This is a genomic window from Paenibacillus wuxiensis, from assembly GCF_040195695.1.
In the GTDB taxonomy this organism is placed as follows: Bacteria; Bacillota; Bacilli; order Paenibacillales; family Paenibacillaceae; genus Paenibacillus_B; species Paenibacillus_B suaedae.
Window position 1 is genome coordinate 136,066 of sequence record NZ_JBEFZI010000007.1, and the last position, 26,006, is coordinate 162,071.

The 26,006-nt window shown below is 49.4% G+C and carries 27 protein-coding genes; 25 read left to right on the top strand and 2 right to left on the bottom strand.

All coding sequences use genetic code 11. The features are described from left to right. Positions 1-149: 149 nt before the first annotated feature. The 15 genes from ABN764_RS17095 to ABN764_RS17165 all read left to right on the top strand — a co-directional run bounded on the left by ABN764_RS17095 (position 150) and on the right by ABN764_RS17165 (position 13,411). Positions 150-1,610 (top strand): NAD-dependent succinate-semialdehyde dehydrogenase, encoded by a 1,461-nt coding sequence (locus tag ABN764_RS17095; RefSeq protein ID WP_021256937.1) that lies wholly within the window; start codon positions 150-152, stop codon positions 1,608-1,610. A 56-nt stretch (positions 1,611-1,666) separates the two neighbouring features. After that, positions 1,667-1,969, top strand: a complete 303-nt coding sequence (locus tag ABN764_RS17100; protein ID WP_021256936.1) for an EthD family reductase — start codon at positions 1,667-1,669, stop codon at positions 1,967-1,969. After that, positions 1,966-2,397: a PaaI family thioesterase gene (locus ABN764_RS17105; RefSeq protein ID WP_021256935.1), complete on the top strand. Its 432-nt coding sequence runs from the start codon at positions 1,966-1,968 to the stop codon at positions 2,395-2,397. The genes ABN764_RS17100 and ABN764_RS17105 overlap by 4 nt, the downstream gene beginning before the upstream one ends. Positions 2,398-2,469: 72 nt before the next feature. Further along, on the top strand, positions 2,470-3,444 hold the full coding sequence (locus tag ABN764_RS17110) for an enoyl-CoA hydratase-related protein (RefSeq protein ID WP_446672724.1): 975 nt from the start codon (positions 2,470-2,472) through the stop codon (positions 3,442-3,444). A gap of 11 nt (positions 3,445-3,455) precedes the next feature. Beyond that, positions 3,456-4,811 carry a phenylacetate--CoA ligase family protein gene (locus ABN764_RS17115; protein WP_446672602.1) on the top strand — a complete coding sequence of 452 codons (1,356 nt, stop codon included), beginning with the start codon at positions 3,456-3,458 and terminating at the stop codon, positions 4,809-4,811. Next, positions 4,808-5,590 carry an enoyl-CoA hydratase-related protein gene (locus ABN764_RS17120; protein WP_174810973.1) on the top strand — a complete coding sequence of 261 codons (783 nt, stop codon included), beginning with the start codon at positions 4,808-4,810 and terminating at the stop codon, positions 5,588-5,590. The genes ABN764_RS17115 and ABN764_RS17120 overlap by 4 nt, the downstream gene beginning before the upstream one ends. 14 nt (positions 5,591-5,604) lie before the next feature. After that, complete coding sequence (locus tag ABN764_RS17125) at positions 5,605-6,411, top strand: enoyl-CoA hydratase-related protein (protein WP_072730487.1); 807 nt, start codon at positions 5,605-5,607, stop codon at positions 6,409-6,411. A gap of 3 nt (positions 6,412-6,414) precedes the next feature. Beyond that, on the top strand, positions 6,415-7,293 hold the full coding sequence (locus tag ABN764_RS17130) for a 3-hydroxyacyl-CoA dehydrogenase family protein (RefSeq protein WP_174810974.1): 879 nt from the start codon (positions 6,415-6,417) through the stop codon (positions 7,291-7,293). Then, positions 7,283-8,056, top strand: coding sequence for a 3-hydroxyacyl-CoA dehydrogenase family protein (locus tag ABN764_RS17135; RefSeq protein WP_174810975.1), 774 nt, complete (start codon positions 7,283-7,285; stop codon positions 8,054-8,056). Before ABN764_RS17130 ends, ABN764_RS17135 begins: the two co-directional genes overlap by 11 nt. After that, positions 8,034-9,233: a thiolase family protein gene (locus ABN764_RS17140; RefSeq protein WP_446672603.1), complete on the top strand. Its 1,200-nt coding sequence runs from the start codon at positions 8,034-8,036 to the stop codon at positions 9,231-9,233. Before ABN764_RS17135 ends, ABN764_RS17140 begins: the two co-directional genes overlap by 23 nt. A gap of 55 nt (positions 9,234-9,288) precedes the next feature. Then, positions 9,289-9,711 (top strand): thioesterase family protein, encoded by a 423-nt coding sequence (locus tag ABN764_RS17145; protein ID WP_174809161.1) that lies wholly within the window; start codon positions 9,289-9,291, stop codon positions 9,709-9,711. Between the two features lie 126 nt (positions 9,712-9,837). After that, on the top strand, positions 9,838-10,692 hold the full coding sequence (gene paaX, locus ABN764_RS17150; RefSeq protein WP_174809160.1) for a phenylacetic acid degradation operon negative regulatory protein PaaX: 855 nt from the start codon (positions 9,838-9,840) through the stop codon (positions 10,690-10,692). Positions 10,693-11,281: 589 nt separating this feature from the next. After that, entirely contained in the window at positions 11,282-11,719 is a 438-nt protein-coding gene (locus ABN764_RS17155) for an Rrf2 family transcriptional regulator (RefSeq protein ID WP_446672604.1), read from the top strand. Positions 11,720-11,914: 195 nt separating this feature from the next. After that, complete coding sequence (locus ABN764_RS17160; RefSeq protein ID WP_446672725.1) at positions 11,915-12,550, top strand: NAD(P)-dependent oxidoreductase; 636 nt, start codon at positions 11,915-11,917, stop codon at positions 12,548-12,550. A gap of 93 nt (positions 12,551-12,643) precedes the next feature. Then, positions 12,644-13,411 carry a DODA-type extradiol aromatic ring-opening family dioxygenase gene (locus ABN764_RS17165; RefSeq protein WP_021256923.1) on the top strand — a complete coding sequence of 256 codons (768 nt, stop codon included), beginning with the start codon at positions 12,644-12,646 and terminating at the stop codon, positions 13,409-13,411. A gap of 190 nt (positions 13,412-13,601) precedes the next feature. Here ABN764_RS17165 and ABN764_RS17170 read toward each other — a convergent pair whose 3' ends face one another. Both ABN764_RS17170 and ABN764_RS17175 read right to left on the bottom strand, forming a co-directional pair. Beyond that, positions 13,602-14,846, bottom strand: coding sequence for a hypothetical protein (locus tag ABN764_RS17170; RefSeq protein ID WP_446672605.1), 1,245 nt, complete (start codon positions 14,844-14,846; stop codon positions 13,602-13,604). Between the two features lie 201 nt (positions 14,847-15,047). Then, positions 15,048-15,632 (bottom strand): TetR/AcrR family transcriptional regulator, encoded by a 585-nt coding sequence (locus ABN764_RS17175; protein WP_446672606.1) that lies wholly within the window; start codon positions 15,630-15,632, stop codon positions 15,048-15,050. Between the two features lie 202 nt (positions 15,633-15,834). Between ABN764_RS17175 and ABN764_RS17180 the strand changes: the two genes are divergently transcribed. The 10 genes from ABN764_RS17180 (at position 15,835) to deoC (ending at position 25,943) form a co-directional block, all read left to right on the top strand. Next, a complete protein-coding gene (locus tag ABN764_RS17180) occupies positions 15,835-16,185 on the top strand; it encodes a YrdB family protein (protein ID WP_446672607.1) in 351 nt (116 codons plus the stop codon). A gap of 173 nt (positions 16,186-16,358) precedes the next feature. Beyond that, on the top strand, positions 16,359-17,081 hold the full coding sequence (locus tag ABN764_RS17185; protein WP_446672608.1) for a 4'-phosphopantetheinyl transferase family protein: 723 nt from the start codon (positions 16,359-16,361) through the stop codon (positions 17,079-17,081). A gap of 176 nt (positions 17,082-17,257) precedes the next feature. Continuing rightward, on the top strand, positions 17,258-18,103 hold the full coding sequence (locus tag ABN764_RS17190) for a DUF4097 family beta strand repeat-containing protein (RefSeq protein ID WP_268625895.1): 846 nt from the start codon (positions 17,258-17,260) through the stop codon (positions 18,101-18,103). Between the two features lie 345 nt (positions 18,104-18,448). Beyond that, on the top strand, positions 18,449-19,039 hold the full coding sequence (locus tag ABN764_RS17195) for an RNA polymerase sigma factor (RefSeq protein ID WP_268625894.1): 591 nt from the start codon (positions 18,449-18,451) through the stop codon (positions 19,037-19,039). After that, positions 18,999-19,952 carry a hypothetical protein gene (locus ABN764_RS17200; protein ID WP_446672609.1) on the top strand — a complete coding sequence of 318 codons (954 nt, stop codon included), beginning with the start codon at positions 18,999-19,001 and terminating at the stop codon, positions 19,950-19,952. Before ABN764_RS17195 ends, ABN764_RS17200 begins: the two co-directional genes overlap by 41 nt. 539 nt (positions 19,953-20,491) lie before the next feature. Further along, positions 20,492-21,316, top strand: a complete 825-nt coding sequence (locus tag ABN764_RS17205; protein ID WP_446672610.1) for a DUF4367 domain-containing protein — start codon at positions 20,492-20,494, stop codon at positions 21,314-21,316. 293 nt (positions 21,317-21,609) lie between these two features. Beyond that, positions 21,610-23,145, top strand: coding sequence for an MDR family MFS transporter (locus tag ABN764_RS17210; RefSeq protein ID WP_446672611.1), 1,536 nt, complete (start codon positions 21,610-21,612; stop codon positions 23,143-23,145). 92 nt (positions 23,146-23,237) lie between these two features. Next, positions 23,238-23,837 carry a TetR/AcrR family transcriptional regulator gene (locus ABN764_RS17215; protein ID WP_446672612.1) on the top strand — a complete coding sequence of 200 codons (600 nt, stop codon included), beginning with the start codon at positions 23,238-23,240 and terminating at the stop codon, positions 23,835-23,837. Between the two features lie 256 nt (positions 23,838-24,093). Next, the gene (deoR, locus tag ABN764_RS17220; RefSeq protein ID WP_021256912.1) at positions 24,094-25,029 is read left to right on the top strand and encodes a DNA-binding transcriptional repressor DeoR; all 936 of its coding nucleotides are present in this window, start codon (positions 24,094-24,096) and stop codon (positions 25,027-25,029) included. Between the two features lie 248 nt (positions 25,030-25,277). Then, positions 25,278-25,943, top strand: a complete 666-nt coding sequence (gene deoC / locus ABN764_RS17225; RefSeq protein ID WP_072730429.1) for a deoxyribose-phosphate aldolase — start codon at positions 25,278-25,280, stop codon at positions 25,941-25,943. Positions 25,944-26,006: the final 63 nt, after the last annotated feature.

A 26,006-nucleotide genomic window follows, 5' to 3' on the forward strand; every position in this document is an offset into this window, starting at 1 on the left:
TTTTTTGTGTGGTATTACAAGGTTCTGTAAGGGTTGATCAAGTTATTTTAAAGGCAACGTCATGAAAGGCAAGAAACACTATTGCGCACATTTGCGCCGCCTTTGGAGCGGAATAAGCTGCAGAGGAAGAGGGAGGGTATCCGATAACGATGGAAAAAAGCATGCAAACTGTTGAATTGAAGTCGATGTTTATCAACGGAGAATGGACGCAAGCGCAAGGCGGCGGTACGCTCCGCGTTGTTAATCCGGCAACCGGTGAAGAGGTAGGGACGGTAAGCTACGGTGACCATTTGGACGCCAGAGCGGCCATCGATGCGGCCCATCTGGCATTTCCAAGCTGGTCCCGCTTGACTGCCCGTGAGCGCTCAAAATATTTGTACCAATTATATGAATTGGTGCGCAGCCATCGTGATGAATTGGCGAGCATTATCTCGGCCGAGATGGGCAAGCCGCTGCGGGAGGCCAAGGGCGAGGTGCTGGGAGCTGCCGACAACTTCATGTGGTATGCAGAGGAAGCGAAGCGGGTGTATGGCGAGACGGTTCCGTCCTCTGTGCCGAACAAGCGAATTATGGTCAGCCGCCATCCGGTCGGCGTCGTCGGAGCGATCACACCATGGAACTTCCCGGTTAATATGGTCGCGCGGAAGATTGCGCCCGCACTCGCCGCAGGGTGCACGGTCGTTTTGAAGCCAGCCGAGAGCACGCCGCTAAGCGCAATTAAGTTATTCGAGCTGATCGCACAAGCCGGGTTCCCAGCCGGTGTCGCTAATCTGGTCATCGGCCAGCCGGAGACGGTGGGCCAGGAACTTCTCGACAATCCAAAGGTTCGCAAAATTGCCTTCACTGGCTCGACGCGCGTCGGCAAGCTGTTGATGGAAGGGGCGGCCAAGCACGTGAAGCGGGTCAGTCTGGAATTGGGTGGGCATGCGCCGTTTATTGTGTTCGAGGATGCAGACTTGGACGCGGCGGTTGCAGGGCTGTTCGAGAGCAAGTTCCGCAATTCGGGGCAAATGTGCATCTGTACGAACCGCCTGTATGTGCATGAGTCTGTGGCGGAGGAATTCAGCGCCAAGCTGATCGAGCGGCTGAGCAAGGCAAAGGTCGGCGACGGACGCAGCAAAGAGACGGAAATTGGCCCGCTCGTCAACCAACGGGCGCTTGATAAAGTGCTGCGCCATATTCAGGATGCACAGGACAAAGGCGGGAAAATTGTTTTCGGCGGCAAGCGCTTGATGGAGGGGGAATACGGCAAAGGCTTCTATTGCGAGCCGACCGTCATTACGGGCGTAACTAAGGAAATGGAGATTGCTGCCGAGGAAACATTCGGCCCAGTTGTGCCGATGATGACCTTCACGGATGAAACGGATGTTATCCAAATGGCGAACGACACATCATATGGCTTGGCTGCCTATGCCTATACGCGCGACAGCAGCCGCTGTTTCCGTCTGGCGGAGGCTTTGGAATACGGCATCGTAGGTATTAATGATGGTTCACCAACACAGACTCAGGCGCCATTCGGAGGCTGGAAGGAAAGCGGACTTGGCCTGGAGGGCGGACGCTACGGAATGGATGCATTTTTGGAAACGAAATTTGTTTCGTTCGGGTTGTAATCATCGTTTTGATACATGTAATGAATGAATATTGAGAGATAAGGGAGGATTTATTCATGGTCAAATTAATCGCGATCTACCGCAAGCCTGAGGATGTCGAGGCGTTCAACGAGCATTATTTTAATACCCATTCTCCATTGGCAGCAAAAATGCCTGGACTCGTGAAGATGGAAGTGGGAACGATTTATGGAACGCCAATGGGGGATAGCGATCTGCACCTGATTTGCGAGATGTATTTTGAATCGAAAGAGGCCTTGAAGGCAGCCCTGTCATCCGCTGAGGGCAAGGCGTCCGGCAAGGATTTGATGGGATTTGCCGGCAAAGTGGTATCCATGCATATGGCGGAGGTTCATGAGTGAGCAAGCCGACGCATCGCAACCGGTTTAATGATTTGCTTGGAATCGAGATCGTTCGGCTGGATGAAGATGGCTGTGTTATGCAATTGCATACCCATCCTGATCTTCATAACAGCATCGAAGGCTTCGTACATGGCGGCGTGACGAACACGTTGGCTGACGCCGCCATGGGCCATGCGGCTGCACCCCCGATTGACGGGGTGCAGCAGTGTGTAACCGTGGAGAGCAAGATCAATTATTTGTCTCCGGCCATCGGCGAACTTCTCGTTGCGGAGTCTCGGGTGCTGAAGCGGGGGCGCAATTTAATTGTGACGGACGCGCGCATTACCTGCGATGGGAAGCTTGTCGCTGTAGCTTTGGGGACATACGCGCGCGTCAGTCCAAAACGAGGGGAACAAGGCGCGGAATTGCCGTCCACGAAGCAGGAATAAGGCGATGGAGTAAAAGCAGTGGGAGGTTGTCGAGCAGACGGATCAGCGGAAAAGAGGGGGCTGAACGAATCGATGGAGATGCAGGAGCAGAGGCTGAGCAAGGTGTCGGTGCAAAGTGAGGTACCAGTGCAGGATCAAGAACAGGGTCAGAATCAGAAAAATCTGAAACAGGGACATGAACAGGTAAAAGACCAGGTAAAAGACCAGGTAAAAGACCAGGTAAAAGACCAGGTACAAGTTCAGGGTACGCTCCAGGAGCAAGGGACGGTACAGTCAGTGAAGCTGGATCGCCACGGTCATGTTGCCGTCATTACGCTGAATCGGCCTGCCGACTTAAATGCCCTCAATTATGAAACGCTGGTGCGCCTGGGAGAAATCGTCGTGGAAATCCGGGAGGATCGTCATCAGATTCGTGCCGTCATCGTGACGGGCGCGGGCCGAGCCTTCAGCGCAGGGGCTGATCTAAAGGAACGGCGCACGCTGAATGAACAACAGGTGAGACGCAACGTGCGTACGATCCGGGATGTATTCACCGCCGTGGAGGAGCTTCCGCAGCCGACGATTGCAGCGGTGAATGGATATGCGTTCGGCGGCGGTTTCGAATTAATGCTGGCCTGCGATTTGCGCTTAGCTGTCCGGGATGCCCGTATGGGACTTACCGAGGTGAGTCTGGGCATCATTCCCGGTGCAGGTGGAACGCAGCGGCTGCCGCGGCTTATCGGGCCAACGCGGGCGAAGGAGCTTATCCTGACTGCGCGGAAAATGAACGCCCAAGATGCGCTGCAATACGGATTGCTGAACGGAATAGCCGATGACGCAGAGCAGCTCCACGCAATGACGCTTGATTTGGCGAATGAGATTGCATCTAATGCGCCGCTCGCGGTCTATCAGGCCAAATACGCCATAAACCGGGGCAGCCATGTTGGTTTGTATTCCGGTCTAGAGGTTGAGGCACAAGCCTATGAGATGATTATCCCGACGAAGGATCGGGCGGAGGCATTAGAAGCCTTTGCGGACAAACGAAAGCCTGTCTTCCGTGGGGAGTAGGAGGGTAGCGCGTGATATTCAATGTCGAAATGGAAACGATGCCGCATGAACGGATGCGAGCGCTTCAACTGGAGAGACTACGTCACGCCGTCAAGCGGGCATATGACCGAGTACCTTTTCATCGTGCCGCGTTGGATCGGGCGGGCCTTGATCCGGAGGACATTCGCAGTTTGGATGATATCCGCCTCCTGCCGTTCATGAAGAAATCAGATCTGCGCGATTATTATCCGTTCGGATTGTTCGCGACCGAGATGAGCGAAGTTGTACGTATCCATGGTTCATCCGGCACGAGAGGCAAGCCGATCGTTGTGGGGTACACGAAGCAGGATATTGAAGCTTGGGCGGAAATTGTTGCGCGCGCCATTTGCTGCGCAGGCGGTCGGCCCGGGGATATTTTCCACAACGCGTATGGGTATGGCTTGTTCACGGGCGGATTGGGCCTGCATTATGGCATCGAGTGTCTGGGCGCAGTCGCTGTGCCTGTGTCGGGAGGGAATACACCGCGCCAGATTACGCTTATTCAGGATTTCAAGCCGCGCGGGTTGTCAGGTACACCGTCTTATATTTTGAATCTGGTGGAGGAAATGCGCAAGCAGGGCATTGATACGCGTTCAACGAGCATCGAGTACGGCATTTTTGGCGCGGAGCCTTGGTCGGAGGAAATGCGTCGCCATCTTGAGGATGCTCTTGGCATTAAGGCGATTGATATTTATGGATTGAGTGAGGTGCTTGGGCCAGGTATCGCTATCGAGTGTCAGGAAGCGCAGGATGGTCTGCATATTGCCGAAGATCATTTTCTGGCGGAAGTGGTCGATCGCCAGACGGGTGAACCGCTGCCGTACGGGCAGGAAGGCGAGCTGGTGTTTACTTCACTGACCAAGGAAGCATTCCCAGTCATCCGCTACAGGACGGGCGATATCGCTTCGCTTCACCCGGGTACCTGCAAATGCGGCCGCACGACGATGCGGATGTCCCGGATTAAAGGAAGAGTAGATGACATGCTGATTATACGCGGCGTCAACGTTTACCCAACCGAGCTCGAGGCTGTGCTGCTTAACTTCTCCCAACTTGCGCCCCATTATCAAGTCGTCATTGAGCGGGACAATGCACTTGACCGCTTCGAGATTCATTGCGAGATTACGCCGGAATTCTGGAATCGGGTAGGCAGCGTTCTGGAAAGCCAGGAGGTTGCCGAACTGGTAAAGGAGATCGGCAAGGCGATCAAATGCTCGCTCGGTGTCTCTGTTTTACTGCATGTGAATGAGCCGGATTCGATTGCGCGCAGCGAGGGAAAAGCAGTACGCATTGTTGATAACCGCAAGCGAGCGGCAGACGTTCAAGAAAGTGAAGGAGTGGGGGCGGGATGACGAAGATGGGCAGTAGGAATGTGATCGTGTCGGTGGACGGCGCTGTAGGTGTGCTTACCCTGAATCGGCCTGACGTGTTGAATGCTTTGAATCGCGAGCTGATGCAGGAGCTTGTGGCTGAACTGGAACGAATGGATCGGGACGATGCTGTGAAGGTGCTTGTTATTACAGGGAATGATCAGGCCTTCGCCGCAGGAGCGGATATTAGGGAAATGGCGGATGAATCCGCTGTTTCGCTGCTGTTGAAGCGACAGTTCGATGTCTGGGATCGCATCGGCGGCATCACTAAACCGATCATCGCCGCTGTGAGCGGATATGTGCTCGGCGGAGGCTGTGAGCTGATGATGAACTGTGATCTCATTGTTGCCTCGGATACGGCGCGCTTCGGGCAGCCGGAAATTCGCATTGGTGTTATGCCCGGTGCTGGAGGAACGCAGCGGTTGACCAGGGCAGTGGGGCAGCGCAAGGCGATGGAACTGCTGCTGACCGGGGATACGATGCTCGCGGAAGAGGCTCTTCGCTGTGGCCTAATTAACAAGGTAACTCCAGTTGAGCTTTATTTGGAGGAAGCGCTGAAGCTTGCGCGGCGCATTGCCAACCAGCCGCCACTGGCTGTTTCCCTTATTAAGCAGGCTGTTCGCAAGGCGGAGGATCTTTCGCTGGTCGAAGGGCTTGATTTTGAGCGGCAATGTTTCCATCTGTTGTTCGCGAGCGAGGATCAGAAGGAAGGCATGCTTGCTTTTCAAGAGAAGCGAAGTCCCCAATTCAAGGGCAGATAGGAGGAATCATGGCTGTGTACGAGACGATTCTGTACGAAGTATCAGCAGGAGTAGCCCGGATCACGATGAATCGGCCGGATAAGTACAACGCCTTCACCGGGAAGATGATCGCCGAGATCATTGATGCGTTCCGTCAGGCTGGCAAAGATGCCGCGGCGCGCTGTATCGTCCTGACCGGAGCGGGTAAAGCATTCAACGCAGGGCAGGATCTGGGCGATGTGCCGGGTGTCGGCGGTGAGGGGGTAGCCGGGCAGGACGGAGCTGCAAACCACGGCGACATGCTGCGTTCGCGCTACAATCCGCTCATTATGCAAATTCGCAACACGGAGCTGCCGGTTATCGCGGCTGTGAACGGCGTAGCGGCAGGAGCCGGGATGAGCCTTGCCCTCGCTTGCGATATGCGTGTGATGTCTGAGCGGGCTTATTTTGTCAGTGCATTCATTAATATAGGGCTTGTTCCCGACTCAGGGGGATGCTACTTCCTGCCGCGCCTTGTCGGCTTGGCCAAGGCGATAGAAATTGCCACGATTCGGGATCGCGTTACGGCGAAGGAGGCGCATCGGATTGGCTTGGTCAATCGCGTATGCTCTGCCGAACGGCTGGACGAGGAAGCAGCTGAGCTTGCAGCCAAGCTAGCTCAGCTTCCGACGCGGGCGATCTGGCTGATGAAGCAGACAATGAACCGGGGACTGGAAAAGGGGCTGGCGGAGACACTGGAGCAGGAGGCATATGCCCAGGAGATTGCCGGACGCACGCAGGATCACCGGGAAGGCATGCAGGCTTTTCTAGAGAAGCGGCCGCCTATGTTCAAGGGGGTATAGCCGATGGAAGACTATGTTTCCGGAGGAAGCCTCGGCATGGTCGGTATTATCGGTGCTGGCACGATGGGAGCGGGGATCGCGCTCGTATGCGCTCGGCGGGGTCGCCGTGTTCGATTGCAGGATATTAAGCCAGAGGTGCTGGAAGCTGCGCAAACCTATATTGGTACGGTTCTGTCGAAGGATGTTGCGAAGGGGAAAATCTCGGCGGAAGAGAAACGGTCGACACATAATCTTATTGAGTTAGTGCAGGACATGGCAGCATTAAGCTCATGCTCGATCGTCATCGAGGCGATCCCCGAGAATCAGGAGTTGAAGCGCTCTGTGTTCGCCCGCTTAACAGAGCTTTGCAGCAGTGATGCTCTGCTGCTGAGCAATACGTCTTCCCTTTCCATTACGGAACTTGCAGCAGGCTTGCCTCATCCGGAGCGCATCATAGGCTTTCATTTCTTCAACCCTGCGCCGGTTATGCCGCTCGTAGAAGTCATCCGCGGCCACAAGTCGGCAGATGCCTGCGTCGCTACAGCTCGCAGGTTTGCGGAGGAACTTGGCAAGGTGCCTGTGTTGGCGGAGGACTCGCCCGGATTTATCGTCAACCGCGTCGCCCGACCTTATTATAATGAAGCGCTGCGCATCATAAGCGACCGAGTGGCTAAACCGGAGCAGATTGATCGCATTATGAAGCAGGCTGGCGGTTTCAAAATGGGGCCGTTCGAGCTGCAGGATCTAATTGGTCTCGACGTGAATCTGGCGACAACGGAATCGGTCTATACCCGGTTCAATCATGAGAGCCGCTTCAAGCCGAGCCGGATACAGCAGCGCATGGTCCAGGCAGGAAGCTTAGGCAGGAAGACAGGAGAGGGGTTTTATTCATATGACCAATAACACAATCCTGTTGGATGGGAACGGCCCACTGCGGGAAGGCCTTCATGTGCTGCTGAAACGAAGCGGATATCAGATTATTTCCTTGGCAGAGTCGGAGGAGTGCAGGGATGCCCTCTCCTCGGTTCGATACGGTATGGAAGTAACCAATGATGATGTGGTTGAAAAACAGGCGAATATCGTGAAAATGGATCGGCTATTGCCGCCAGAAATACCAATCGCGGCTACCTCGTTAGCTCTCTCTGCCACTGAGATCGCATCCTGGGCATCTCAACCGAAGCGAATATGCGGCTTCGGAACGCTCGCACCTCTGGAAGAACGCGAGTTGATTGAAGTGGCTCCTGCCTTGCAGACATCAAAGGAAACCCTTCATAGTGTGGAGGAGCTGTTCCACTCTTTGAGTAAACAGGTAGACATTGTGCAGGATGAGGCGGGACTTGTCTTCCCGCGCATTCTGGCCTTAATCGTAAATGAAGCCGCCTTCACTCTAATGGAAGGGACGGCTTCCGCTACGGATATCGATACGGCTATGAAGCTGGGAACCGGTTATCCGTACGGTCCACTTGAATGGGCAGACAGAATCGGGCTGGATGATGTGCTGGCGGTTCTGAGCGGTCTCCACCGCGATCTGGGTGAAGAACGGTATCGCCCAGCTCCGCTTCTGCGCAAGCTCGTGTTGGCAGGCCGGTTTGGCTCCCGCAGCGGCCAAGGCTTCTATTCCTATGATATTGGGGGGGAACAAGATGGCAACACCCGTAATTATTGATGCGATACGTACGCCGATCGGACGCTACGGCGGAGCGCTCAAGGATGTGCGCGCCGATGATCTTGGCGCGATCGTTATTCGCAGCCTGTTGGAGCGGAATCCGGTCGCCCCGGAGCGGGTAGACGGCGTTATTGTCGGCTGTGCGAATCAGGCGGGGGAGGACTGCCGCAATGTGGCGCGCATGTCGCTGCTGCTGGCTGGAATGCCGGTCGAGGTGCCGGGCGTGACGGTAAATCGCCTATGCGGATCTGGTATGGAGGCCGTTCTGCAAAGCGCCTATGCCATTATGGCACGGGCGGGGCATATGTACATTGCGGCCGGGACGGAGAGCATGACGCGGGCACCTTATGTGATGATGAAGCCGGAGGCCGCTTTTCAGCGTGGGCACCAGCAGATCTACGATACGACTTTGGGCTGGAGGATGACCAATGACAAGCTGGCCACTCTCTATCCTCCCATCAGTCTAGGGGAGACAGCGGAGAACGTGGCGGAGCAATACGGCGTCAGCCGGGAGGAGCAGGATGAGTTTGCACTCTCCAGCCAACGGAAGTATGCTGAAGCCCAAGCAGCGGGGAAGTTTGCAGCCGAGCTTGTTCCGGTGGAGGTGACCGGGCGCAAGGGCCAGATCATGAAGATCGAGCAGGATGAACATCCTCGTCCTGAGACGACGCTGGAGCAGTTGCAGAAGTTGAAGCCGGCCTTCAAGCAAGGCGGAACTGTGACGGCCGGGAACTCGTCGGGACTGAACGACGGGGCAGCGGCGCTGCTCATTATGGAACAGGAGGCCGCACATTCGCTCGGACTTCGCCCACGCGCCCGCGTGGTTGCTGCTGCATCTGCTGGCGTCGATCCGTCCGTGATGGGAATCGGCCCCGTGCCGGCCGCGCGCAAAGCACTTCAGCAGGCTGGACTGAGTATTGAGGACATTGATCTGTTCGAGCTGAATGAAGCATTTGCTGCACAGGCAATTGCCAGCATGCGGGAGTTGAATATCGACCCGGTTCGGGTGAATGTGAACGGTGGGGCGATTGCGATTGGCCATCCGCTCGGGTGCAGCGGGGCTCGGATATTAACGACACTGCTCAATGAGATGGAGCGCCGAGAGGTACGTTACGGCTTGGCTGCGATGTGCATCGGCGTCGGTCAAGGCATCGCCACTATAATTGAGCGAATATGACCAGGCCGGCAGCCTGAATGGGCATGGTTGATTTTTTTGGCGAGGAGGAATCGACGTGAAGCAAGGATTGGTTCCAGGCGCTGAAATAGCTTTTGCTGTGACTGTTACACCGGATATGCATCCTGCTTTTGACGGCACGACCATTCACGAAGTGATGTCTACCGTCACCATGATTTACTATATGGAGAAGGCTGGTCGAGAGATGATCGTTTCTTTTTTGGACGAAGAGGAAGAAGCTTCGGGGCTAGCTCTTGATATCAAGCATGTAGGGCCTGCGGTCGCCGGACAGGAGGTAACGTTTCGAGCTGTATGTGTCGAGGTGGGAGCGAAGCGCATGGTGTGCGAGGTGACAGCAGAGACGCGAATCAATCTAGTCGGCAAAGGAACGTTTACGCAGGCGGTTTTCTATAAAAATACGATGGCAGAGCGGCTCACGGCTTTGCGCCGCAAGGCGGAAGAAGAGCAGAAGCTATCTTGACAAGCTGAGCGGTGGTTCCTCCACTCCGATATGCCCTCCATTTTGCTTGAGCTATGGAGAATCAAGTGATACAATTTGACGAGATACAACATTTGGAAATCACGTGATTGACTAGGAGTGGTGAACATGAGGCCGCAATCGATGCTGTTTACCATATACGGCGAGTATGTACGTCATTATGGTAGCGAAATCTGGGTTGGGAGCCTGACTGCCCTGATGGGGGAGTTCGGTTTGACCGACCAGGCCGTACGGGCCGCTATCTCACGCATGCTTCGCCAAGGGTGGCTGGAGTCGCGCAAGGTGGGAAATCGCAGCTATTATTCAATGTCCCCGCGCGGCAAGCGGCGCTTGGATGAGGCGGCGGCCCGCATTTATAAGCAAGAGACAGATGTGTGGGATGGCAAATGGTGCATTGCGAGCTACAACATTCCCGAAAAGGATCGGGGCATACGGGATCAATTGCGCAAGGAACTGGCATGGCTCGGCTTCGGCATGTTGACGACGAGCACCTGGATCAGTCCTAACGATCTGACCGACAAGGTGAGGGACATCGTGGAATCACGCGGAATATCCGGATATGTGGAAATTTTTAAGGCAGATCATCTCGCTTGGAGCAAATCTAGGCAGTTGGTGCAGAAGTGCTGGAACATCGATGAGATTAATGCGGCTTATGCTGAATTTATTGAGGTATACCGCCCAAGTTATGAAAAATTGCTCACGATGATGCAGCAGGGGGATACCATAGCTGACGGCTACTGCTTCGTAGAGAAGAGCAAACTGGTTCACTGGTACCGGAAGTTTTTATTCATTGATCCGGACTTCCCTGAAGAGCTGTTGCCAGACGTGTGGTTAGGCAAGGAAGCGGATCAATTGTTCCACAACTACTATGATTTGCTTCATACAGGGGCCAGTCGTTTTTTTGAACAAGTATATGAACCTTCGCCTGATGTGCTTCCGCTTCGCAATATCGAGCATGCATAACACTTTTGGAACATTTGCATAGGTACATGTCTCGGGAAAATGAATCTCTATGAATTTTGATTTACAAGGGCTCATTGCAGCTTTTTTGCTTCCGTGCTTTAACGTAGGGTCGTATTACCGTTGAATATTTTTAATGAAAGCTTGTGCGAATCATAAGACATGGAGTGAGAAGCATTTCGATGATTCCAACGGTGCGTTTTGCGGATTATCACGTGTCCCCTCCTATAAGAATATTTGTCCTTATTCTGCATGTTTGTGTAAAAAAGTTCCGATGATAGCTCTCCTGTTTGTGGAATCATTTGGTTGAATCCGAATTTAGTTACTAGGGAAACGTACAAATAAATGTCCTACATTTCAATTTGCAAATAAAGATAAGCGCTTTGCTTCTGTAATTTGTGCCAAAATCCAAAATAGGCAGCTTGACATATAGGGAATTGCGAGGATTACAGTGTGTTATCACTAAGTGAGATAGCGGTGTGCGCCAATATATCGAACGGCGTGGCCGCTTTTCATTTGCAGGTGGAAAAAAAGGAAGCTTGACAATTCAAACTGGTTGTAACTATAATGGTTACACGAAAGGGTGAGCAGCATGAAGATAAGCAGCCGCTTTAGTGTAGCCGTCCACATTCTATCTTTGCTGGCGCTTGAACCGAACGCCCATCATACGTCGGAGTGGATGGCGGGCAGCGTCAACACGAATCCTGTTGTTATCCGGCGGGTAACATCTCAATTGAAGAAGGCTGGGCTCGTCGATGTACGGCCTGGAACTGGTGGGGCAACGTTAAACAAGCCGGCGGGCGATATTACGCTTCTTGATGTATATCGTGCTGTAGAGGCTGTTGAAGAGGGAGAGTTGTTCGGGTTCCATGATCATCCGAATCCGAAGTGTCCAATCGGAGCCAATATAGAATCGGTGTTACAACTGGTTATGCTGCGTGCGCAATCTGCCATGGAGAAGGTGCTGGCAGAAATGACCTTGGATCATCTGGCAGTTGACCTGAAGGATCGAATGGAAGAGAATGAGTAAATCGTTCTAGGATGCAGGCGGTTATCAATTCGAATTAGAAATACTCCAGTGACTAATGGAGTTTTTCGCGGGCTAGTTGTAACTGCCTTTATTACATTAAAGTTTTATTGTGGTTGTGAGCGTGCACTGCTTACTTGAAGGTACTTACTTGAAGGCAATAACGAATATTGAATATAGAAGGGAAGATCGATGATTATGAAAATTGCAGTATATGGTGCTACAGGTACAATTGGACAACGTATTGTGAACGAGGCTTTGACTAGAGGACATGAGGTAACTGCAGTTGTTCGTGATGCTTCACGTGTTGCACAGTCGCATACGAATTTGACAGTGGTAACCGGAGATATTCTGAATTCTGCAAGTGTTGCGGAGCGTACAGCAGGCCATGATGTTGTGATTAGTTCCATCGGTCCTAAGATGGGTGAAGAATCTGCGCTTGTCGAAGCTACTCGCGCCTTGATTAACGGGGTGAAACAGGCAGGTGTTGAGCGCTTGATTTCCGTTGGCGGAGCGGGCAGTCTTGAAGTGGCTCCAGGCGTTCAAGTGGTAGATACTCCGGGCTTCCCAGATGCATGGAAACCAATTGCACTCGCACACCGTGATGCACTTGATGTATATCGTCATGAATCCACATTGGCATGGACGAATGTAAGTCCTGCTGCCTTGATCGAGCCAGGAGAGCGTACTGGACAATATCGTACTGGTACTGACCAATTGGTTGTAGACGCAGAAGGCAACAGCCGCATCTCAGCAGAAGATTTCTCCGTGGCCATCTTGGATGAAGTGGAGAACCCGCAATTTACAGGCCGTCGCTTCACAGCAGCATATTAATCGTTGCGATTTACAATTCGAACGTATGAATGGATGCCTAGCTGCGGCTAGGCTCCAGCATACAGTATAGTTGAACAATAAAGGAGAATCGAGATGCCAAAATCAATCTTTCTTAGTCACGGTTCGCCGATGATTGCCATATTGGATAATGAATATACTCGTTTTCTAACTGAGCTCGGAGCAAGCATGCAGCCGAAGGCGATTGTTCTGTTCAGTGCCCATTGGGAAACCGAAGAGACTACAATATCGTTCCAAACTGGAACGTATGAGACGATCTATGATTTCTATGGTTTTCCAGATGAACTGTTTCAGGTGAAGTATCCGGCTACAGGTTCCATCGAAATTGCCACTGAAGTAGAACGCTGCTTGTCCGCACGTGGGATTGCCGTAAACCGTGATGAATCTCGCGGTCTAGATCATGGTTCATGGTCGTTGTTGAAGCATTTGTACCCGAATGCGAATATTCCGGTCGTACAAATCTCGGTAAACCCATTCCTTCCTGCAGAGCAGCAGCTGCTAATCGGTGAGGCGCTAAGTGAATTGGATGAGGATATTCTTCTCATAGGCAGCGGAGCGACCGTGCATAATTTGCGGATGTTGAAGTGGGAGCAGACAGAGCCGGAAGCTTGGGCCGTTCAGTTCGATGACTGGCTCATTGAGAAGCTGGAGAAGAAGCAATGGAGTGAGCTGGCAGCTTATCGGGAGCATGCTCCGCATGCTGCATTAGCAGTACCGCGGGCAGAACATTTTGTCCCATTCTTTATTGCGCTTGGAAGTGCAGGAGCTGCCTATGATCCGAAGGTCATTCATCGCAGCTATGAGATGGGGACACTCAGCTATATGTGCATGTCCTTTACGTAATGCTTCTACAATCGAAAGAGAGCTATCCTTACACAGGAATACTGTGACTGGGATAGCTCTCTTCTTGCTATGCAGCACTTGCGAGGTAGCAATGGTTACCCTTTTATAACCTAAGATAACCTAAGGTAACTAGATGAGCAAAGTTACCTACAGTTGTGTTATCCAATTGTGTTACCCTTCAACATGTTGCTTACCAGCTTGATCCGCCTGAGGAATTAGAATTATTGTTGTTGCCCCAGCTTAATCCCCCTGATGAGTTGCTGCTCGTATTGCGATTAGCTGCTTGCCGTGCGGCAGCTTCCTCTTGCTGTCGTTCTTGTCTTATGATCGATTCGTAAGCTTGCTCCATTGCTGTAAGGATGCCTGATAAGGCAGCTGCCTTGCGTGCGGCCTCGTCATAAGCACCATTATGCATTAACCGATTAACGTCAGTGCTAATGGATGAGAACTGTGAGCCATATTGGTGAACATTCAGCCTGCTGCCATATTTGGCGCTGGATGAACGATATCGCTGCTCCATTCTAGCCAGTTCCTGTTCCACATTTTGTTTCTGAATCGCGGCTCGTTCGACTGCACTCAAGAATTGATTGGCTTCATTCAAGAACCGTGTTCCCGTATCTGTAAGCAAATCCATATCATACGGCTGCTGTGCCAGGAGCTGGCGTATGCTGGATTGCATGGCTGCCAAGGTCTTCTCCTGCTGCTGCCAATTGGAGTAGATACGATGGCGATCGATCGTATGCAAGCCTTGAGCGAAGCTGTCTTCAGCAGATGCTTGCATCTGCTTCGCTTCCTCCAACTTGCGATCGAGCTTGTGGATTAAGTCGTTGTACTGTTCAGCCGCTTGATTAAGCTTTTGAAGGATCGTAAGGATGTGATCGAGTTCGCTCCTAGCTTGTTCATATTCCTGCACGTCCTCATCGCACCATTGAGTCACTCGACGAAGTGCGGATTGTACGGTATCTACAGCCTGAAGCTCATCACGATACTGCCTCCAAGCCTGTTCCCAGTGCTTGCCTCGATATTGCGTCTGTGCACGGGCAGTCAATGCAGACAGTTCCTTATCCTGGGCTGCATATTGGGACAGCTTCGTTTCAATGGATTGGATATCGCGAGCGTTCTTCAACTTCAAGTCCGCTAGACGCTGCGTGATCTGGACAGCTTCCGCGAGCAGTAGGCTTGCGCGCTCGGCATGCTGTGCCGTGGCAGGAATATCTCCAAGCTTCAGGCGATCAAGCATCTGCTCATTACTCTGCTGTGCTTCTTCAATCTTGCCGTATGGATCGATACGCACGAGCTTCAAGCGATGCTCCTCGACAATCTGGGAGACGGAATTTCTAGACTGATTCATCTGCTCGGGAAAGCGCTGATACTGTTCTGCGTACTTAGATACCGATTGCTGATCCTGTTCCAATCGTTGAATTTCTTCATTCACATGAATCACCCGCTGCTCGGATTAGAATGGAACAGACGGATATGTGCGTAGGGGGAATGGTCAAAATTTCGTCAGCAGCATACACGGATGAACAAATGCCGATCATTTGATCGGCATTTACGCGTCCTACTGGTATCGAATAATAAGTTGCTAGTCTAAACGATGTTCCAATTCTTGATTTTGGTCGAGTGGGATTGCTGTCTATTGCGGCCCTGCAGATTCCTTGATCGTGTGAATGCCGGCAATAAAAGCATTGATTAGCAGTTCTAGGCTGACATCGAGGTCGAGGGGAATGCCGAAGCCTCCCTTTTGCTCCAATGATGCGAACCCGTGCAGTAAGCTTCGAAGACCGCGTGCAGCATGAATCGCAGCATCGCCAGTAAGTTCATATGCATGCAGGACTTGAACGACCAGTTCAACAATTTCCGTACTGACACGCTGCACATCCGCGTTTTGTGGATCAGGGGCTAGGAGTGTTGCATCATAGAGTCCAGGGTGAATGCGGACGAAGGCAACATATGCTTTGCCTATCGAGCGAACAGCCTCATCGCCTGAACGTCCAATAGCTGCACGTGTCAAGGCGTGGTTTAATTGCTCCAGGCCATGAATAGACAACAAAAGTCGTATTCCCTGCAAACCGTCAACGTGATTATATAGGGACGGGGGGCGTACCTTCAGCTGCTGTGCTAATGAAGCCAGCGTAACTGCTTCGATCCCCTGTTTGTCCGCAATTAGGGTAGCTGCTTCTAGTATCATTGCGGGAGTCAAACCAACTCTTGGTGACATGTTCATTTCTCCTCTGTTTTTAAGTCATTGGTTAATCGCTTTTCATTTATTTCGTAGTGCATTGTTAAGATTAAATGTAAACTTCCATCGTCCAGTAGACAAATACCCCCTACCATGATCTATTATAACTAATGTTATTAGCTATATCAATAATACCAATTGTTTTACAGTGTAATCGAGTCGTATGGAGGGGGAAGAGGATATGGGTTCGTTTATCTTCGTGTTGCAAATGTGTAATTTAGGATTGCGCTTTCTGTTGGAACTGTGTGCATTAGCGACATTTGCGTATTGGGGAATACAGACGGGCAAGAATCCCCTGATGAGGGGATTGCTCGGTGGTGGTTCCGTTATCGTGGCGATGTTGATATGGGGGACATTTGGCTCTCCCAAGGCAACGATACCGCTTGAAGGCTGGATCCGAGCGCTGTTCGAGGCCGCTTTTTTTGGTCTGGCTGCATTATCGCTGTACGTGGTAGGAAAGCATGTGTGGGCTGCTATCTTTCTCATTGTTCTGGTGGGGAATTGGTTGTTGATGTATATGTGGAATCAGTAAACATCGTACTAAATAGAATGTTGCAGTGAGGCACCCAACTCGTGTGGTTGGGTGTTTATTTGTTTTACCATTACGGGCGTATGTAGAGGGAATAAAGGAAAATATTGTAGTATGATTGGGGCGGGTGTATAATTTTTGTCATATATCAGGAATGTATGGCAGAAGGAGGCATCATGAAAGTAATTGCCGTTCGAATTGACAGCATGATCAGGCTGAACGACTGGCTGCCTTTTCTATCGCCAGAGCGAAGAGAGAGGGTAGGCCATTTCTATCGAGAGATGGACTCTATTCGTTGTGTGCTAAGTGAGCTCGTTGCCAAGAGCTTAATAATAGAGATGACAGGCTGTTCATCTGATCAAATTGCGATTCAAGCGGATCAGTTCGGCAAGCCTTATATGAGTGGGCCTTACAATCACATTCAATTCAATATCTCGCATTCAGGAACATGGGTTGTCGGCATTGCGAACGATCAGGATCACCCAGTAGGGATTGATATAGAACAGATTGATGAAGATATGGAGCTAGGGAGCTTTGCAAGCATTTTGTCAATCGATGAGAAGCGGGTGCTTGACTCTGTACCGGTGAACGAACGGATAGAGCGCTTTATTGAGCTGTGGACCTATAAGGAAAGTTATGTGAAGGCTGATGGCAAAGGGTTATCCATGCCTATTGACTTGTGTTCATTCACCCCTAGTCTGACTGGCGAAGCTGCATGGCAATTAGCGTCACCTAGCGACATCCCGTATTATTGGAAGTCTTATTCCGTTCATCCTGATTATAAGATGACTGCTTGCTCGGCGTATAAGCGGCTGCCAGAGACCTGTGCCGTTAGTAAAGCCTCAGAATTTTTACAACGATATGTTGATCTGCAAGCCCATGCTGTGTCTTCGATCTGACAGGCAAAGTTATTGTAGATGAGATGCAGTATAAATGATGATTCATTGATGAGGAAATGTGAGGACTCGAGGATACCACAAGTTGAAGTAGCGGTGATCCTAATCAGCGTCATACGGATAACCCATTACCAATATCATGAAATTATCATGTAATTTCATAAAGGAGATTAATCAAATTGAATAACAAAAGATGGATAACAGCTATGTTGATGATCCCTATTCTACTCGGCCTAAGCGCATGTAAGCAAGGAATATCAAATGTGCTTTCTACGAAAGATATCCCTGTTCATGTAGAGCGATCTTTAGACGCTGGGGATGTATCTCGCATCTCGATTCAGACAAAGAGTTCCAACATCCAATACAAGATTGGAACTAGCGATCAGATTCAAGTTCAATTAAAAGGCACGTTCGATGGCAGCGAAGAAGAGAAAGAACAACTCCTGGCCACGGAAATGGATCAAGATCAGCTAGCGATCAAGGTGGGTCCAGTAAATGGTAAGATATATTCCAACATGTCTCTATCGCTAGAGGTTGAAGTTCCTGCGAAGGTCTATGAGGAATTGAAGATAGAAGCTTCGAGCGGTAATATTACGACAGGTGAGATTGAGGCTGGCCAATTGTCTGTCGAAGCTTCGTCCGGAAACATATCTGTTGAAGGATATGCAGGGAAGGAATATAAGGTGGAAGCTAGTTCGGGCAACATTGAACTCGGAAGAATGGCGGGAAAAGGAAGTATAGAGGCCTCCTCTGGCAACGTAGATGTGGCTATTGATCCATTCCATGAATCGGTTCGCGTTCATACAAGTTCGGGCAATGCGACCATTCGAGTCCAGCCGGACGCGGTATTCCGAATTGTAGGCGATACGAAGCTGGAACGTGCCGATTTGAAAATTCCGGTAACGCTCGAGCATAAGGAAAGCAAGAGAAATTTCGAGGCAAGTGTCAATCAGGCCACATCGGAGTCGCCTGTTCTGGATGTAACGACTTCGTCTGGGAAAATGATATTGGAAAAAATCAAATAATGTCGGAAAGGGGCCGCTTCAACGCTACGAGAAACCCGGCCTCTTTTTCTATCGAAATTTGCGTAGCATAGTTTTTTTCGAAATGCTGGCGGCCTCCCATTCTTCAGTTTCCTTTTTAGAACAAGGAAAGGTTAAACCCTACATATGGACAGATTACGTCCCCATTTACATCCCCTCATAAGTGCTGGTAACGAATTGATCGTTGCGTCCCCTTTTATCCTCAATTTACCTTAATCTGCAGGTCGTTTTATTGTCGTCATATCCTATAGTTACCGAAATTTTTTTTCATGTTGTCACATTCTTAGCCCAGTTGTTCGTTGTACAGAGTGGAAGGGGGAGTAGGGCTTGGATGACGCGGAGTTAAGTCAGATCATCGCAGAGGTTCTGGATGGGAACACAGCAAAATTTGAGATGATTATGGAGAAATACCAAAAACCGATTTTTCTCTATTGTTATCACATGCTCGGCAATTATACCGAAGCGGAGGATAACGCACAGGAAGTATTTTTAAAGACATTTCGCAATTTGCGGAAATATCAGAGTGAGGTCCCCTTTCGAGCCTGGTTGTACAAGATTGCTTATCATCAATGCATTGATATGATCCGCAAGCGGAAGCTGGTGAAATATTTGCCGTTTTTTTACCGGGACGAGAAGGAAAATAAAGATGTCGATTTGCAGATTGAAGCCAACTATTTTGATGAATCCGTTCATCAAGCCTTGTCAAAATTAACGGCCGAAGAGCGGAACTTATTAATTTTACGTTGCGTCGAGGATAAGAGCTACCAGGAGATCGGTTTGATTTTGGGTAAAAGCAGCGCAAGCCTGCGTAAAAAATACGAACGTACGGCTGCAAAATTCCGAGAGCATTATGCTCATGTAAAGGGGCTGGGAGTGTATGAATATGGACAAGGATCGGGATTTGAAAAAATTATTTAATGACCCGCGCATTCCCGACGCTGACTTGACAGGAAAGGTCATGAGTATTTTGCATGCCGAACCCAAAAAAAAAGAGAGGTTTTTTGTGAAATATAAAGTTTCTTTGACTGTGATTGTAGGGACGATGTTAATGGCTTCCACGGGTTACGCGGCCGTTCAGTATAATTCATTGTCGAATAAGGATGGCGAAGTCGTATATGAGACTAAATCGGCGAAAGAGATGGGACCAGCAGAAACGAAAGATGTTCAAGAGCATTTCAAGGCATTTCATGAACTTAAGGAGAAGATGTTAAAGAACGGTGAAGCTGGACTGTTCTATCTTGTTGCCAATAACCCGGATCATCAAACAAATCTTGGAACGAAGGCGATGCCATTCCAAAATCTCTCTCAATTACGCGATAAAATTACGGATAAATCTATCAAGATTCCAGACAGTGTCAATGGAAATTATAAATTCAAAGAAGCGGATGTGCTCTTTAGAAATGCTCAGGAAGTAAATCCACCTTCTCCGGAAGAACAAAAGGCGCTGGCGGAAAAACTGAGAAAGCAGGCGGAAGAATCCAATCAGGGATATGCCATGATGCCGGTTGAAATGACAAATCAGTTTTTCATTCTCAATGCTACGTATCAAAATGGAGAGGATAAAATCGGGGTTAATGTCACTAATCTGAGTGGAAAGGGCATGAACGCTGGATTGTATATTGACGAGAAAGGTGAGTTTAAGCAGGAGAAGGTTCAAGTGAAGGGAGTAGAAATGCTGTATACAGATTGGGGTCGTTCAAAGTGGCATGAGCTGAGATGGGTATACGAGAGCCCTGACAAAAAGGTGAAATACGTCTATATGATAGATGGAGATATAAATAAGGTAAGTAAAGAAGCCTTGATGAAAATTGCTGTAAACTATTTGGAATAATAAACGACTAAAAAATGGGAGCTGCTCCAAAGCGGATTGGAGCGGATTCCCGTTTTCTTTTACATGTCAAAAACTTCCGGGGTCCCGGCAAAGTAAGCGGAATAAGCTTCAAAGGCTACACGTCACTTTGTGGGGTGGTCAGATCGGGCTGCACGCCTTATGATTGAATCGGTTCAAGAACAAGGCCGGCCATATTGCGGCGGATCAAATCATCATGAGCCGCATAGGAATTACGCTCAAGAGCAAAATCGGATCCAGGTTTTTTTCGTCAGATCCGATGGTTCCCGGAATGATTTTTTTATGTTGTCACATTTTTAGCCCAGCTGTTCGTTGTATAGAGTGAAAGGGGGGGAGGGCTTGAATGACGCGGAGTTAAGTCAATCATCGCAGAGGTGCCGGATGGAATACGGCAAAATTCGAGGTCGACTTGCAGATTGAAACGGGCTAATTTGATGAATCCGTGCATTCCCGATGCCGACTTGACATGAAAGGTTATGCAAATATTACGTGCTGAGCCAAAAGAAAAGGAGAGATTTTTCATGAAATATAAAGTTGCTTTGACTGCGGTTGTAGGGATGATGTTGATGGCCTCTACGAGTTACGCGGCCGTACAGTATCATTCTTTGAAGAACAAGGATGGCGAAGTCGTATATGAGACGAAATCGACGAAGACGCTAGAGGCCGGAAAAACAGAATCGGAAGATGAAAGAAAGCGGTTCAATGCATTTTTTGAACTTAAGGAGAAGGTGCTAAAGAACGGGGAAGCTGGGCTGTTCTATATGGTTTCCAATAACCCGGATCATCAAACAAATCTTGGAATGAAGCTGGCTCCATTCCAAAATCTCTCTCAATTGCGCGATAAGATTACGGATAAATCCGTTAAGATTGCAGACAGTGTCAATGGTAATTATAAATTCAAAGAAGCGGAAGTGCTCTTTAAAAATGCTCAGGAAGTAAATCCGCCTTCTCCGGAAGAAAAAAAGGCGATGGCGGAAAAGCTGAGAAAGCAGGCAGAAAAGTCCAAAAAGGGATATGCCATGATGCCAATTAAAATGACAGATCAATTTTCCAATATTTGGGTTAATTATCGAAATGGAGAGGATACAATCCAGGTTACGATCACTAATCTGAACAAAAAGAATGGAGGAATGTATATTGACGAGCAAAGTGAGTTTGAACAGGAAAAGGTTCAAGTGAAGGGGGTAGAAATGCTGCATACAGAATTTGGTCCTGCGCATGTGCACGATCTGACATGGGTATACGAGAGCCCGGACAAAAAGAAAAGATACGCCTATAATGTCCATGGAAACAGCGATAAAATCAGCAAAGAAAGCTTGATGAAAATTGCTGAAAGCTATTTGTAACTTATAAATAGTAAATAACAAAAACGGGAATCCCCTCCAAAGCGAATTGGAGCGGGTTCTCGTTTTTGTTATTTAGGCTTTAGCCAGTTGAGAGCGTGAAACGCGAGAAACAAAAAACCACCTTTGAGGCGGTTATTTGATGATCTTGTTCATGAATATACAAAAAAGAGAGGGTGAATTCCGAATATTAACTTGATTATTTGTGAGGGTGGTTCTACAATATTTTTTGATTGAATAATTAGTCAATATAAAAACCCGCCGCAAATTACCGCATTGCAGAAAGGAACATTCGTATGGAAATGAACCGAAGCAAACGAAATTGGACGATAGCAGCCCTGCTGTTAAGTATTTTCCTGTCGTCCTTGGATCAAACAATTGTATCTACCGCACTGCCCTCCATTGTTCAGAAGATTGGTGGGCTCGATGTGGTGTCATGGGTATTCACGATTTACATGCTTGCATCAACAGCGATTATGCCGATAGTGGGGAAGCTGTCCGATATGTACGGGCGCAAGCGATTTTATATAGCAGGATTGGCCCTCTTTACAGGTGGCTCCCTGCTATGTGGGCTCGCAACTTCAATGACCCAGCTTATCGTCTTTCGAGGAATTCAGGGACTAGGAGCTGGTTTCCTTATGCCGATTACGTTCACGCTTATTTTTACGATTATTCCGCAGGAACGTGCAGGCAAATTCCAAGCTCTCTTCATGGGGGTATATGCACTCTCTTCTGTCGTTGGGCCGACAATCGGCGCTTTTATTACGGAACAGTTCAACTGGCATTGGAACTTCTTCGTGAATATTCCGTTTGGTATCGCAGCAATCTTTATCATGTGCTGGTCATTGGTTGAATCACGCGCTAATACAGGCAAGCCGAAGGTAGATTATGCCGGTGCGCTACTTCTTATTGTGACAACTGTTATTCTCTTGTTGGCATTCAAGCTGGCGGGTGAGGACTATGCTTGGGGATCGTGGGAAGTGCAGCTAATGCTGCTAAGTGGGGCACTGGCACTGGTTTTATTTATCGGGATCGAGCTGCGGGCATCTGAGGCCATTATACCTCTTCACTTATTCCGCAATCGGACGATTGCTGGCGTTTCGCTAGCTTCCTTTGTTCAAGGGATGATTATGTATGGTGCTTTGCTCTACATTCCATTTTTCATTCAGGCGGGGCTTGGGGGAAACGTGAAGGATGCGGGGAATGCGCTAACGCCAATGATGTTCTCGGTTATGGTTGGTACTGTACTGGGAACAATGCTGATGAAGCGGCTCAGTTGGAGGGGATCGGTGCTGCTCGCGTCAAGTCTTATGGGAATGAGTGCATTCTTATTTACGACTCTGCCGCTTGACGTAAATATGTGGTATGTTAGGGGAAATACAGCCTTAATAGGTGTCGGGATTGGAATCCTTATGCCGAATGCGCAGACGGCTGCAACACTTACTGCACCTGAACGATACAGAGGAGTCGCTACCTCGATGGTTACCTTCTTTCGTACGATTGGCGGCGTGCTTGGAGCATCCATTATGGCGGCCATTGTAAATCAGCATCTGGCAACAGAAATTCAGCGTCAGGCTTCGGTTTTGCAGCTGGATTCGGCAGTACTGGATAAGTTGAGGAATGCGCAAATGCTGATTGGGTCGACATCGCTGTTACCAGACCATGCAGCCGCAGCATTAAGAGCGTCACTCGTTGCTTCCATTCATTCCGGCTTCTGGCTGTTGGTTATAGCCGCCGCCCTGGTTCTGCCGATGGGTGTCTTGATGGGGAATGAGCGGTTTCATGCGTCAAATGCTGTACAGTCGAAGCATTCGGATCATACATCTGTATAGGCATTCGTAGAATGATTCATTGTGTAAAGGAGGGGGCTCAGCCATGCGGTTGCTAGTTCCATTAGCTGCTGTTCGTGCAGAGCTGTATGTATATGTCACCTAGAAATGCGGATCAAAATAAGTTGATTCGGGACGAGCGTAAGGAACAGATTTTAAGCAGCGCTTTAAAGGTATTTTCCAATCGAGGATTCGTAGCTACCAAGATTAGCGACATTGCAAAGGAAGCTTCTTTGAGTCATGGTCTTGTCTATCATTATTTTGAGTCGAAGGATGAGATATTCGCAACCTTAGTGGAACGGGCACTGCAATCGTCCGATCAATTGATGCTGATGACGGTGTCGAGTCAAGGGAATAGCTTGGAGCAGATTGCATGGATGACGCAGCAAATTTTAAGTGCGTTCGCGGAGCGCGAAGAGGCCGTGTATTATCATCACATTATGCTGCAAGCCTCTACGTATCAATCGATGCCGGATTCCGTGAAGTCACAGATGCAGCAATTAACCAGTCCAATGAAGCATATGGTAGGGATAATAGAGGAAGGTCAGCGCAGGGGTGAGATTCACGGCGGGGATGCCAAGCGGCTGGCTACGCTATATTGGTCCATGATTCAAGGTCTGGCGCTTATGAAGATTGAAGCGGGTGAATATTTCAGCATGCCTGATTGTGATATGATTGTTCGCATGTTCAAGTAATTTCCCCGCTTGTGATTGGTAATTACTGAATTATTGAATAATAGAATAAGGCTTCATAAAGTGAAGGAAATATAGGATTTGGAGCTAATGTTTCACGATTGTTCACAATTGGGCAGAAGTCTCTGATTCGTTCGTGAGCGTTTACATATCTGCAGATTATGATAGTATAGGTTCAATGAAGTAAGGTTGCGGCTGTCTTGCCTATGCGTGTTGACGGCATATTCATAGAATCATTTCACAAAAGTGGGTTGTAGACATGGATCATGACAAACAGCGATTGAGTATTGAAGCGGCAAGATTATATTATTTATCGGATTATAGCCAGATGGACATTGCAGCCAAGTTAGGGGTATCCCGTCCGACTGTATCCCGGCTGCTGCAATATGCGAAGGAGCAAGGGTTCGTACGGATCGATATTGTCGATCCGCTTGAGGATCTGGACGCATTGGGAGCACGACTTAGACATCGGTATGGACTGGATACGGCACTCGTCTGCTATTCGCCGGCGAACGAATACAAGGAAATTCAGAAACATATTAGCAAGCGAGCAGCTGAGTATTTAGCCGAAACGGTTCAAGATACAGATATTATCGGTGTAACATGGGGACGTACGATGCATGCAGTTGCACAGCAGCTTCAACAGAAGCAGGTTCGAGGCGTTGAGGTCGTACAGCTCAAGGGAGGCATTAGCCACTCGCATGTGAATACTTATGCGGCGGAGACGGTGAATCTTTTTGCATCAGCCTTTCATACGATTGCCCGTTATTTGCCGCTGCCCGTTATATTTGACAGCGTCGCCTTGAAGCAAATGGTGGAGGAGGATCGGCATATTCGCCGAATCATTCAGCTTGGCAAGCAGGCCAATATTGCGGTGTTCACCGTGGGTACGGTGAATGATGATGCATTGTTGTTCCAGCTTGGCTACTTCAGCAGTGAAGAGAAGAAGCTGCTGCAGAGCAGAGGTGTTGGTGATATATGCTCGCGATTCTTCGATGCGGAGGGCCGCATTTGCAGTGAAGGAATTAATGATCGAACCGTAGGAATTGATTTGTCGGATCTGCGAGAGAAGGACAAGTCGATACTTGTAGCAGGGGGACAGCGCAAGATTGATGCGATCCGTGCAGCGCTTGTTGGTAAATATGCCAATATACTCGTAACCGATCAATTTACGGCGCAAGCATTATTGCAATAATTACCGCTTTGCAGCGACAATGAAAGCCCTTAGAGTAGGTACGTGGAGGCGAAGCCCCATATTCTATTCTGAGGGATTTTTTATGCGCTTTTTGTTCAAAATATTGTAAGAAAACTGTTCATAATATTGTAATGAACAAAATTTCTGAGCAAGCTTTACATCTGTTCAGACCGCATGATATGATACCCATGAAATCAATATTACATTTGTTAAATGGATATGACACAAGAATATAAGGGGTGTGCAGCATGAGCATAGCACGTATGATTGACCATACGATGTTGAAGGCAGACGCTGTTCAAGCGGATATTGCCAAGCTGGTTGAGGAAGCGAAGCAGTATCAATTCGCTTCAGTGTGCGTTAACCCGACTTGGGTGGCTTACTGTGCAGAGCAGCTTGCTGGTACAGAAGTTAAGGTATGTACGGTTATTGGATTCCCACTCGGTGCATCTACATCTGCCGTGAAGGCATTGGAGACGCAAGATGCAATTGCCAATGGTGCAACCGAAGTTGATATGGTTATTAATATTGGAGAGCTGAAGGCCGGCAACGATGAATTCGTACTGAAGGACATCGAGGCGGTTGTGAAAGCGGCTTCAGGCAAAGCGCTCGTTAAGGTCATTATTGAGACTTGCCTGCTTACTGATGAGCAGAAGGTTCGCGCTTGTGAACTGGCTGTGAAGGCAGGAGCTGACTTCGTGAAGACATCTACAGGCTTCTCGACAGGCGGTGCGACTCGTGAAGATGTAGCACTTATGCGCAAGACGGTTGGCCAGCAGACAGGTGTGAAGGCTTCTGGCGGTGTTCGCAGCTTGGAAGATGTGAACAACATGATTGAAGCGGGAGCAACTCGAATTGGAGCAAGCTCTGGCGTCAGCATCATGAATGGCATTACATCGACATCTTCTTATTAAAATAGAGACGTGAATCATTCCTTCGGTAGGCGAGTCGCTTATGGAAGGGATGATTCACTGTCC